At 73.3% G+C, this 12,630-nt stretch carries 2 protein-coding genes; one reads left to right on the top strand and one right to left on the bottom strand.

The features are described from left to right. Positions 1 to 8: 8 nt before the first annotated feature. The gene (locus tag ABIE67_RS03740) at positions 9 to 1,442 is read right to left on the bottom strand and encodes an IS66 family transposase (RefSeq protein WP_370253078.1); all 1,434 of its coding nucleotides are present in this window, start codon (positions 1,440 to 1,442) and stop codon (positions 9 to 11) included. 108 nt (positions 1,443 to 1,550) lie between these two features. Between ABIE67_RS03740 and ABIE67_RS03735 the strand changes: the two genes are divergently transcribed. After that, complete coding sequence (locus ABIE67_RS03735) at positions 1,551 to 12,608, top strand: SDR family NAD(P)-dependent oxidoreductase (RefSeq protein ID WP_370253074.1); 11,058 nt, start codon at positions 1,551 to 1,553, stop codon at positions 12,606 to 12,608. Positions 12,609 to 12,630: the final 22 nt, after the last annotated feature.

Here is a 12,630-nt window from a genome sequence, read left to right as displayed (position 1 = left end):
ACCGGTGATCAGCCGAGGGCGGGCATCCAGGGGCTGCCGCGCATGGCCTGGATGAGGACGTCGAGCATGGGCTGCTCGTGTCGGGTGGCGGTGGCCAGGTAGGTGCGGATCGCGGCGAAGTCCTGCGCGCCGTGCAGCGTGCGCAGGCAGCCGGAGACCTTGATCCGCAGCTTGGCCATCCTGATCGTCTGTTCGGCTGGGTTGTTGTCGAACGGCAGTGTGAGGTCGTGGACCCAGCGCAGGTAGTCGTTCCAGCGCTTCGTCAGCCGTCTGAACAGGGCGTGGTACTTCGCCTCGGTCTTCGAGCTGCGGGTGGCGGTCGCCTTCAGCCCGTCGGCCACCGCCTGGGCCAGCGCCCCAAGCTCACCGTCCTTCACGGACACGGCGATCGCGTCGAGCCCGTCCGCTCGGGCCTCTTCCGCGGCCTTCTTCAGGGCCAGCACGGCGTCGATGGCGCGGTAGGCCGCGCACCGGGCCTTCTCGCTGCCCCGCTCGGTGACCGCGACCAGTTCGCGTAGTACGTGTGCCGAGCACAAGGCGTGTTCGGCCTGCGGGTAGGAGTCGTAGGGCGCCCAGGCGTCGTGCATGGCGATGCCGGTGAAGCCGGGCAGTATCCCGGCCGCGTCGATGCCTTCGCGACCGCGGCGGCGGTGCACCGACAGGTGTACGAACTGGCCGCTGGAGGCGGAGTGCAGCCAGTGCAGGCACCCGGCGGTGCGGAACCCCGTCTCGTCGAAGAACGCCACCGCCGCGCCGGCGACCTTCCCGGCCACGAGACGGCCGAAGGCATCCAGCCGGCTCGCGCAAGTGCGTACCCACGAGGCCACCGTGCCCGGCGCGACGGACGCGTCGAAGAGGTCTGCCAGGGCGGTGGCGGTGCGGTCCTTGGACAGGAACTGGCCGTGCATCAGGTAGACGCCGGCGGCCGCGAGACCAGGACCGTACTGCACCGGGGCCCGCACGCCCTCGGGACCGGAGGCCTTCTCGCTCCGCCCGCACGCGCACCGGCAGGTCAGGACCTGATGCTCGGTGACCTCCAGGCCGATACGTTCGGGCAGGTCGAAGACCTGACGCCGCTCGATACCGGCCACGACGGCCCCGGCCAGGTCCGCACCGCAGCCGGCGCAAGGGCCGTGGGGCCGGTGCTCGACCCGGTGGTCGGGGTCCGCGACCTGCCGCAGCGTGATGCCCTTCTGGCCTTTCGGGCGGCCCGGCCCCCGCCCGGACTTCCCACGCAGAGACTTCGGAGCCGGTTTCGCCAGTCCGTCCGAAGACGGCGGCCTGGAAGAGTTCGCCGAGTTCTTCCCCAGCCGGGCCGTCAGGTCCACGACCTGACCCTCCAGTACCACGATCCGTTCCCGCGCCGCGGCGAGTTCCTCACGCAACTGCACCACCAGAACAGCGAGTTCCTCATAAGAAGGCGGCACAGCAGCATCAGACACGAGACAGATGATCACCGATCCAACTGACAAGATTCAACTCATCCCGCCAGGAGCACCTATCCAGTTACCCTGCGCGAACCCGTCCGCTTCGCGCCCACCGTCGAGCGCATGGCCGCCGACGGCTACCGCTACTTCGTCGAACTCAGCCCCCACCCCTCGCTCCTCACCGCCCTGCACACCATCGACGAGCGCCTGGTCGCGGTCGGCTCCCTCCGCCGCGACGAGGACGGCCCCGCCTGCCTGGACCGCGCCACCGCCGAACTTCACGTCCACGGACGGCGGATCGACTGGGGGCGCCCGGTCCCGCGCACCACCCCGGCGGACCTGCCGACGTACGCCTGGGACACACAGCGCCACTGGATCGAGCCCGCCGCCTCCGCCGCCGGCCCCGGCCTCTTCGACCGCGCGGCGCACCCGTTGCTCGGCATCCAGCTCCAGTCGGCGGACCGGACCCGCTGGACCTTCCGCGACGAGTGGTCCCCGGCCACCGCCGACTGGCTGCCCGACCACACCGTCTTCGGCCGTACCGTCGTCTCGGGCACCACCCTGCTCGAACTCTGCCGCGCCGCCCTCGCCGTGACCCGCCCGGACACCCCTGCCGACATCTGCGACCTGCTCCTCCTCGCGCCGCTCACTCTGCCCGACACCGGCACGGTCGAGGTGTCCGTAGAAGTGGTCACCGCCGGGGCCGTGCCGGAGATCACTGTCCACAGCCGTCCTCGCGGCCAGGAGCCCACGGACTGGACCCTGCACGCCACCGCGTCCGCGGCCGAGTCGGCTGCCGCGCCGGCCGACGAACCACCGGCGTGGCCCGAGACGGCCGAACCTGCCTGGCGCGAGGACACTTACGAGCGTCTGACCGAGCTCGGCCTCGGATACGGTCCGGCCTTCCAGGGCGTACGACAGGTCGCGGCGACCGGCGACGGGACCCTGCTGGCGCGCCTCGCGCTCCCGCCCGTGGCTCGCGACGCGGCCGACCCCTACCCGGTGCACCCGGCGCTCCTCGACGCCGCCCTGCAAGTGGCCGCCGCCCTCGACAGCTCCGGCGGGCGAGTGATGCTGCCCGTCGCGATGGCCCGCTGTGTCCTGCCGCCCGGCGGCGCGACGGACCTGACCGCGTCCGTACGCCGGACAGGCGGCTCCGGCACGGAACTCACGCCGGACCTCACCCTGGACGTCACCCTGTGGGACGCCGACGGCTTCCCGGCAGGCCGACTGGAGGGCGTACGCCTGCGGGCCGCGAACCCGGCCGACCTGAACAGCGCCTCGGAGAACGGGCGTCACCTTTACGAGGTGGCGTGGACGGCCGTACCGGGGAAGCCGGCCGAGACACCCGGCGCCGCGTGGGCAGTCCAGGGCGAGGGGGCGGACCCGGCCGTCGCGACGGCCCTGCGCGACCTGAGCGCGGCGGGCGTCCAGGTCACCGACGAGGGCGCCGACACGGTCGTACGCATCTGGCCCGGTACGGCGTCCGACACCGAACCGGCCGTCGCCGCACACGAGTTGGCGGCCACCGCCCTGGCCGAACTTCAGGCGCTGATCTCTCTCCCGCCGGACGAGGCGCCCGCGCGCACCATCTGGGTCACCCGGGGAGCGATCGCGGCGGCCGACGACGACACGGTTCCCGGCTTCGCCCAGTCGGTGCTCTGGGGTCTGGCTCGCGGCGCCCGCGCCGAACACCCCGACCTCGGGCTGACCCTGCTCGACATCGACGGTGACGAACCGTCCCTCCTGTCGGCCGTGGCACACTCCGACGAGCCGGAACTCGCCCTCCGCGCCCGTGAGTTGCTCGCCCCGCGCCTCGTACGGGCCCGTCCCGCCCCGGCCGACCGCCGCTCCCCGATCCCCACCGACGGCACGGTACTGATCACCGGTGGCCTCGGCGCGGTGGGCCGCGGCATCGCCCGCCTGCTCGCCGAGAACGGCGTACCCCGACTGCTGCTGACGTCTCGTCAGGGAGGCGATGATCCGCGTGCCGCGGACGTCATCGCTGAACTGGCCGCACTCGGCGCCGAGGCGGAGGTCGCCGCGTGCGACGTCGCGGACGCCGCCGGTGTGGCCGAACTCCTGGCCCGTATCGGGGACGAGGCACCCCTGCGGGGCGTCGTCCACTGTGCCGGGGTCCTCGCCGACGGCGTGGTGGCCGAGCTGACCCCCGAGCGCCTCGCGCAGGTCCTGCGCCCCAAGGTCGACGGCGCCGCCCACCTGCACCGGCTCACCGCCGACCGGCCCCTCGACCTCTTCCTGCTCGTCTCCTCGGCGGCGGGAGTCGTCGGCAACGCGGGCCAGGCCAACTACGCGGCAGCCAACGTCTTCCTTGACCAACTCGCCCATCACCGGCGGGCTTTGGGACTGCCGGGCGCCTCGGTCTCCTTCGGGGCGTGGGCAGGCGAAGGACTCGCCGCCGAGCACGCCGACCTGGAGCGGATGGCTCGCCTCGGCCATCGCGCCCTCACCCCCGACCAGGGCCGTGAGCTGACCGAACTCGCCCTGCGCCGCGAGGCCCCCCACCTGATCGCCTGGTCACTGGACCTGCCCCGGCTCAAGGCCGCCGCGCCGGCCGGGGCACTGTGGCGCTCCCTGCTCCCCGCGCCCGACCCCGCTCAAGCGGGCAGCCGCACACTGGCCGACCGCCTGGCCGGGCTGCCCGAGCCCGAACGCGCCGCACGTGTCCTCGCCCTGGTCCGCGAGGAGGCCGCCCACGCGCTCGGCCTGCGCTCGGCGGATTCCGTCCGCCCCGACCAGCCGCTCCGTGACCTCGGCATGGACTCGGTCACGGCGGTCGACCTGCGCAACCGCATCAGCACCCGCATCGGCACCAAACTCCCCGCCACCCTCCTCTTCGACCACCCCACGCCCAGCCGCCTCACCGAGTACCTGCTGGCCGGCGTCCTGGCGACAACGCGCAGTACGAGCCGTGAAGTCGCGTCCCGGTCCACGTCCACGTCCGCGCCCACGCGCTCGGCCGACGAGCCGGTGGCCCTCGTCGCCATGGCCTGCCGTCTGCCCGGCGGCGTGAGCGACCCGGAGGGGCTGTGGCGCCTGGTCGCGGAGGGGCGGGACGCGGTCGGGCCGTTCCCGGCGGGGCGGTGGGACGTGGAGTCGCTGTACGACCCCGACCCGGACGCGCTCGGCAAGTCGTATGCCCGCGAGGGCGGTTTCCTCGACGACATCGAGTCCTTCGACGCCGGGTTCTTCGGCATCACCCCGAAGGAGGCGGCGGCCATGGACCCGCAGCAGCGACTGCTGCTGGAGACGGCCTGGGAGTCGCTGGAGCGCGCCGGCATCGTGCCCGCCGACCTGGCGGGCAGCACCACCGGGGTGTACGTCGGGATGTTCGGCAGCGACTACCTGTCCGGCACCCGGCTCGACCAACTGGACGGCTACGTCGGTACGGGCTCCGCCCTGAGCGTGGCCTCGGGACGGCTCGCGTACACGCTCGGGCTGAACGGCCCCGCGCTGACCGTGGACACCGCGTGCTCGTCGTCGCTGGTGGCCGTGCATCTGGCGGCGCAGGCGCTGCGCGCGGGTGAGTGCGATCTGGCGCTCGCCGGCGGCGTCACCCTGATGGTCACGCCGCAGACCTTCGTCGAGTTCAGCCGACTGCGCGGCCTGTCCCCGACCGGCCGCTGCCGCTCCTTCTCCGACGGAGCCGACGGTGCCATCTGGGCCGAGGGCGCCGGCATGGTCGTACTGAAACGACTGAGCGACGCCCGGCGCGACGGTGACCGGATCCTGGCCTTGCTGCGCGGGACCGCCGTCAACCAGGACGGCCGCAGCCAGGGACTGTCCGCGCCGAACGGCCCCGCGCAGGAACGGGTGATCCGGCGAGCGCTGGAGCACTCCGGACTCCGGCCCGCCGACATCGACTACGTCGAGGCGCACGGCACCGGCACGACCCTGGGCGACCCGATCGAGGCGAACGCCCTCGCGGAGGTCTTCCGCGACTCACGCCCCGAGGGCCGCCCGCTGTACCTCGGCTCGCTGAAGTCCAACATCGGGCATGCGCAGGCGGCTTCCGGCGTGGTCGGCCTGATCAAGGTCGTGCAGGCACTGCACAACGAGAGCCTGCCGCGCACCCTGCACGCCGACACGCCCAGCCGTCACGTCGACTGGGCGGACAGCGGACTGCACCTGCTGCGGGAGGAGGCCGCCTGGCCTTCCTCGGGGGAGCGGATCCGGCGTGCGGGTGTGAGCGCCTTCGGGATCAGCGGCACCAACGCGCATGTGATCGTCGAGGAGGCGGGGACGGGAGCGGAGGCGGGAGCGGGGGCGGCGCCTGAGCCGACGGGCGAACCCGCCCCGGGCAAGCGCCTGTTCGTGCTGTCCGGCCGCAGCGAAGCGGGTCTGCGCGGACAGGCTGCGGCACTGGCCCGCCACCTCGCCGTGGCCGACGACTCCGATACCGATGCCGCGCTGGCGGACAGCTCTTACACCCTGGCCCGCCACCGCAGCCATTTCGAGCGGCGCACGGCGGTCCTGGCCGAGGACCGAGACGAACTGCGTGACGTGCTCGGCGAGTTGGCGGCCGGGCGGATACCGCTGCCGCCGCCCCGCGAGGAGCAGACGGGCAAGGTGGCCTTCGTCCACGCCGGACACGGTGGCCAATGGCCCGGCATGGGCCTGGACCTGATGGCCGAGTCGGTGGCGTTCCGCGAGGAGCTGACGCGGATCGACGAGGCGGTGGAGCGGCACGTCGGCTGGTCGGTGCTCAACGCGCTGCGGGCGCCCGAGGAGTTCTCCCCGCTGGAGCGGACCGAGTATCTGCAGCCGACGCTGTTCGCGGTGAACGCGGCACTGACCGCCGCCTGGCGCTCCCTGGGCATCACCCCGGACGCCGTGACCGGGCACAGCCTGGGCGAGATCGCCGCCGCGTACAGCGCGGGCGCGCTCACGTTGGACGACGCCGTGGCGGTGGTGACCGGACGCGCCCAGGCGGTCGCACCGGTCGCGGGCAAGGGCGGCATGCTGTCCCTGGGTCTGCCGCGCCCGCGGGTCGAGGAACTGCTCGCGCCGTACACCGGCCGGCTCTTCGTCGCCGCAGTCAACAGCCCGCACTCCACGGCCGTCTCCGGCGACAGCGACGCCCTGGCCGAACTGCGCCGGAGCCTCGACGAGCAGGGCATCGAGGCCCGTTCGCTGTCCACCCCGTTCGCCTCGCACACCCCGCTGATGGCCTCGCTTCGAGAGGACCTGCTCGACCGCCTCTCCGGCATCCAGGGCGCGCGGACCGCTGTCCCGTTCTATTCGACGGTGCTGGCGGAACCCGTGCCCGGAGACCGACTGGACCCCGCCTACTGGTACGCCAACCTCAGCGAACCCGTCCGCTTCGCGGACACGATCAACCGCCTGCTGGACGACGGCTACCGCTACTTCATCGAGCTCAGCCCGCACCCCTCGCTGGGCTCGTCCGTCGAGGCGGTGGCGGCGGAGGCCGGAATCGACGCGGTGAGCGTCGGCTCACTGGGCCGGCAGCGGGGCGGTCGGGACGGACTGCTGCGCAGGCTGGGGGAGTTGTACACGGCCGGCCACACGCCCGACTGGCCGACGCTGTTCCCCTCCGGCCGTCGCGTCGACCTCCCGACCTACGCCTTCGCCCGCGAACGCCACTGGCTCGTACCCGCCCCGGCCACCGCGACCGGCGCCTCGCCACTCCTGGGCACGCACATCGAGGCCAGCGACGAGACCGACCGGCACATCTTCCAGAGCGAGCTGGACCTGCGCGACAGCCGCTTCGCCTATCTGACCGACCACAAGGTCACCGGCGAGGTGTGGCTGCCCGGCGCCGCCTTCCTCGACATGGCGCTGGAGGCCGCCTCCGCCGTGCGGGAAGGCGGCGAGGTACGGCTCTCCGACGTCCGGTTCCTCCAGCCCCTGTGCCTCGACGAGTCCCGGCCGACACGGCTGCAACTGGTCCTGCGCCCAGCCGTCGACGGTTGCCGCGACTTCACCATCGCCTCGACGTCCGGCGGCGGCGGACAGCGTGCGAGCTGGGAACGTCACGTCGACGGACGCATCACCGTGATCTCCACCGTGGCCTCCGCCGACCCGAGTGAGCCGCTCGCCGCGCTGCGCGAGCGCTGCACCGAGCAGGCGGACCTGCCGGCCGTCTACGCCGGTCTCGCCGCCCTCGGCATCGACTACGGCCCCGCCTTCCGAGGCCTGACGTCGGGCCACCGCACGCACTCCACCGCCGTCGCCCGACTGGCCGACAGACCCGCCGCCGGTCATCTGCTCCACCCGGCCGTCCTGGACGCCGCCTTCCACACGGCCGCCCTGCCCGGCGACGCGCCGCAGGGCCGGGCCTTCGTGCCCGCCGGAGTCGGACGACTCCGCCACACAGGACTGCGCACGCCCCCCGTGTGGGTGACATGCGAGCTACGGTCCGTATCCGGCGACACCGCCACCCTCGACCTCCGGCTGTACGACGAGAAGGACCAACTGCTCTTGGAGGCGGAGGAGTTCGGGCTGGCCGCTCTGTCTCCCCTGGACGGGGCACTGTTCGAGACCCGCTGGCAGTCCCGCCCGACCGCCAACGAGCCGCTCGCTCAGGGCAGTTGGCTGATCCTGGCCGACGAGTCGGGCGTCGCCGCCGAACTCGTCGGGCAGCTGGGCACCGCCTCCGTCTCCCACGTGATCGCCCGGAGAGGGGAGGAGTTCGCTGCCGAAGGCCCCGGCCGTTACGTCCTCGACCCGACCGATCCGCAGCACCTGGCCCGCCTGCTCGACGAGGCCTTCGCGAACGAACCCCCCGAGCGGGTCGTGCAGTTGTCCGCACTCGACGCTCCGGCGATCGAGGACGCCCGTACCGCCGAGGAAGCGGCCCGGCTGTGCTGCCTGAGCACCCTGCATCTGGTGCGCACACTCGCGGAACGGGCCCAGACGCCGGCGCCACGTCTCTTCGTCGTCGTGCGGGGCAGCCAAGCCGCCGGTGACAGCACGCAGGTGACGCATCCGCAGCAGGCGCTCGCCTGGGGCTTCGGCCTCGCGGTGGCGCAGGAGCACCCGGAGCTGCGGACGCCCCTCGTCGACCTTCCGCCGACGGACGGCGCCGGCGCCCTGTGGACCCAGCTGCGGCACGCCGACGACGAACGGCTCGTCGCGCTGCGCGGGTCCGGGCCACTGGTGCCCCGGCTGACGCGCACCCGCCCGGACGACGCCGGTCACGGCACCACCGCCCCGGAGGGGGCGTACCTGATCACCGGTGGCCTGGGTGGCCTCGGGCGTGTCGTCGCCGAGCGGCTGGTCCGTCGGGGCGCCCGTCGGCTGGCCCTGATGAGCCGGAGCACGCCCACCGAGGAGGCCATGGGCTGGATCCACGGGCTCGAACAGCGGGGCGTGACCGTGCACCTGGCGCACGCGGACGTCGCTGACCGCGCCGGCCTTACCGCCGCCCTGGACGCCGTACGCCACGCACTCGGACCGATCACCGGCGTCGTCCACGCGGCCGGCGTCCTGGACGACGCCACGCTCGGCCACCTGACCGACGAGCGGGTGCTACGCGTCCTCGCCCCGAAGGTCCTGGGCACGGCCCTGCTCACCGAACTGACCCCGGACGCCCAGGACTTCGTGCTGTTCGCCTCGGCGGCGGGACTGCTCGGCTCGGCCGGGCAGAGCCCGTACTCGGCGGCGAACGCCTTCCTCGACGCCTGGGCACATCACCTCTCCCACGCGGACCGTCGCGCCCTGAGCCTGGACTGGGGCGCCTGGTCGGGCGTGGGCATGGTGGCCGATTCCGGTGTCCGCGAGGCCGAGACAGGCCGTTCGGGCCTGGTCGCCTTCTCCGCGCAGGAGGGCGGCGAGCTCTTCGATCGCGTACGGAACTCCGGCCGCCGGCAGCTCGCCCCCATGGCCCTGGACTGGGAGCTGCTGGCCCTCGACCCCGACGCGGCCCGCACCCGCCCGATCCTGGCCGACCTGGTCACGGCCCCCACCGGTACGCCCGGCACCGACGACCTCGTCAATAAAGTGTTCGCGGCGACGACCGACGCCGAGCGGGCCGTACGACTGGAGGCATACGTCCGCGCCCGGGTCGGCGAGGTCTCGGGCGGGGCGGCCCAGATCTCCGCGACCACGGCGCTGAAGGAACTCGGCCTCGACTCCCTCATGCTCGTGCGGCTGCGCAACGCCTTCGCCCGCGAACTCGGCGTCGAACTCCCCGCCGCCACCGTCTTCTCGGCCGCCGACATCCGCGGCCTCGCCCAGGCACTGAGCCACGCCCTCCCGGAACGGAACACCACGACACGGGACGAGCCGCAGCCCATCGCCGAGGTACCGGCGACCGAACTGCACCCCGTGACCCGCGATGTCGTACGCCTGCTGCGCAGCGCCCAGCCGGGCATGCCCGACGCGGCCCACGCCGTCGGCCTGGCCGTACACCTCACCACACCGACCACCCGCGAGACACTCACCGGCATCGTCACCCGACTCACCGCACGGCACGCGGCCCTGCGCACCGCCATCGTCACCGCGACCGAGGGCGGTCGGCGGCTGAGGGTGGACCGCGAACTGCCGGAGCCGCCGCTTCGGTGGACGGTCGTGCCGGACGACGCCGCCGTCGACGCCGGCGACCGGCTGCGCGAGCTACTGGAGGCCCCCTTCGACCTGGCTGTCGGGCCGCTGTGGCGTTTCGAGCTGCTCGACGGCGGGGAGCGCGGCCAGATCCTGGTGTACGGCGCCCACCACGCCGTGAGCGATCTGCAGTCGCTGCTGCTGGTGGCGGGGGAGATCGATGTGGAGCTGACCGGCAACGTGCTCGGTGCCACCGTCACCAACCGCGACATCGTCCTCCTGAACGAGGCCCAGCAGACCGGCGAGCAAGCCGATGGCCAGGCCGGCGGGGACGATTGGCGCGAGATGTTCCAGGGCAGCGCACGCCTCGAACTGACCCTGAGCCGGCCGCGCCCGGAGACTCGCTCGTACCGGGCCGGCAGCGTCACCGTGCCGATCCCCGACGGGCTCATGGACCGGATCTCGACCGCGGCGAGCGGTCTGGCCGTGACACCGGCCGCCTTCTGCCTCGGCACCCTGACCGTCCTGCTGGCCAGGAAGCGTGAGCGCGAACGTTTCGTCCTCGCCGTCCCCGTGGACACCCGCATCCACGCCGACGCCTACGACGCGGTGGGCTTCTTCGGCGTGCCCGTGCCCTTCCCCGCCGAGGCGAGGGCGGGGGAGCGGATCGAGGAGGTGCTGCGCCGCACCGACGGGCGTCTGGAGCGGGTGCTGAGCAAGGGGGCGATGTTCTCCGACGTGCTGCCGGTGCTGGCCCGACAGGGGCTGTACCGGGGCAACGCGCCGCTGGTGGAGGTGTACTTCAACTACGTGCGCGCCGCGGGCGGGCTGAGGGGCCTGGAGGTGCTGCCGGCGGGGACGGGCTACTCCGACCTCGACCTGATGATCACCATGACCCCGGACGCGGGCCGGATCCGCCTCGATCACAACCTCGACATCCTGGACGCGGAGACGGTCACCGGGCTGGGGGAGGAACTGCTGCGTCTGCTCGCGGAGACGGCCGACGGGCCCACGGGGTCGGTTCGTGCCACGCGGACGACGCACGAGGGAGCCTCGACCCCACCGCCCCCCACGCTCGCCCTCGCCGCCACCTTCGCCCTCGGCAACCTGCCCCTGATGTGCGAGACGGCGATCGACGCGGCGATACGGGACGGCAGCGTGACGACCGTCGCGGAAGCCCCGTACCACCACGTTCTGGCGAGCCTGCGCGATCCGTCCGGGGTGTTCGCCGACCCGGCCACGACGGAGGGCGTCGTCCTGCTGCGATCGGCGGACCTGCAACGCTTCGGTCCGGTCGACGACGCGCTGCTGGCCGAACTGCGCACCGCCTACCCGGCGGCACTGCGCGCGGTGGCCGAGCGCACCCGCAGGCCGCTGATCGTCGGCTTCCTGCCCGCCGCGCACGCGGAGGACCGGCTCGGCCGCTGGGAACGGGAGATCGCCGCCGAGTTGGCCGAGACGCCCGGCATCGCCGTGCTCGGGCCCGACGAGTGGACCCGTCACCACCCCGTCGAGGAACGCTTCGACGAGCGCATCGAACGCCTGGCCCACCTCCCCTTCACCGCGCCCTTCCAGGCGGCCGTGGCCCTCCGTCTCGCCGAGGCCGTCCGGGCGGTACGGCGCCCCGCGCCGAAGGTGATCGCGGTCGACGGCGACGAGACCCTGTGGGGCGGGGTGGCCGGGGAGACCGGCGCCGACGCCGTGGACCTGACCGGTCCGCGGGCCTCGCTCGCCCGCAGGTTGCTGCGATGGCGGGCGGCGGGCGCGCTGCTCGTGCTGGTCAGCAACAACGACGAGGACACCGTCCGCGCCGTACTGGACCGCCCGGACAGCCCGCTCAAGGCGGAGCACTTCAGCGTGCTCTCCGCGGCCTGGGGTCCCAAGCCGGCCCGTCTGGCGGACGCGGCCCGCACGCTCGACCTCGGCCTGGACAGCTTCCTGTTCCTCGACGACAACCCGGCCGAGATCGCCAAGATGCGCGCCGCGCTGCCGCAGGTGCTGTCGGTGACCTGTCCGCCGGTGGCTGAACTGCCCGCGTTCCTGGGCAGGTTGTGGCCGCTGGTCCCCGCCGCGGCGACCGCCGAGGACGGAATCCGGGCGCGCTTCTACGAGCAGGAGCGCGAGCGGGACGCCGTCCGGGAACAGGCAGGGTTCGAGGAGTTCCTGGAACAGCTGGACCTGCTGGTCGACGTCCGGGCCCTCTCCGATGCCGATGTGCCACGTGCGGAGCAACTCGTGCGCCGAACCAACCAGTTCACCCTCCGCGCCCGCTCCGCCGACGGCGGCGACGTCGCCCGGTGGCGGGAGCGCGGCGAGGTCTGGACTGCGACGGCCCGTGACCGCTTCGGCGACTACGGTCAGATCGGCCTCCTCGCCCTGCGTCGCGAGGGCGACCGACTCGACGTCCTGGCCTGGCTGATGAGCTGCCGCGCACTCGGCCGGGGCGTCGAGGAACGCCTGTTGCAATGGCTGGCCGACCGGGCCGACGAACTGGCCTGCACAAAGGTCCGCCTGACAGCGGAACGCACTCCCCGCAACACCCCGGCCCGCCGCCTGCTCTCGGCACTGGGAGGCGGCGGTCAGGACGACGACCGGCTGGAGACCGTGGTCACGCCGGAGCTGCTGCGGCAGTTCCGTTCCTGGCGACAGCAGTGACCGCCCAGAGCGACGAACGGAC

Origin of the sequence: Streptomyces sp. V4I8, from assembly GCF_041261225.1 — a bacterium.
GTDB lineage: Bacteria > Actinomycetota > Actinomycetes > Streptomycetales > Streptomycetaceae > Streptomyces.
This window is presented reverse-complemented; position numbering and strand designations above follow the sequence as displayed.

Coding starts and splice junctions, on each gene's coding strand:
- ABIE67_RS03735 (WP_370253074.1), top strand. CDS start 1,551: ATGGCCGCCGACGGCTACCGCTACTTCGTCGAACTCAGCCCCCACCCC.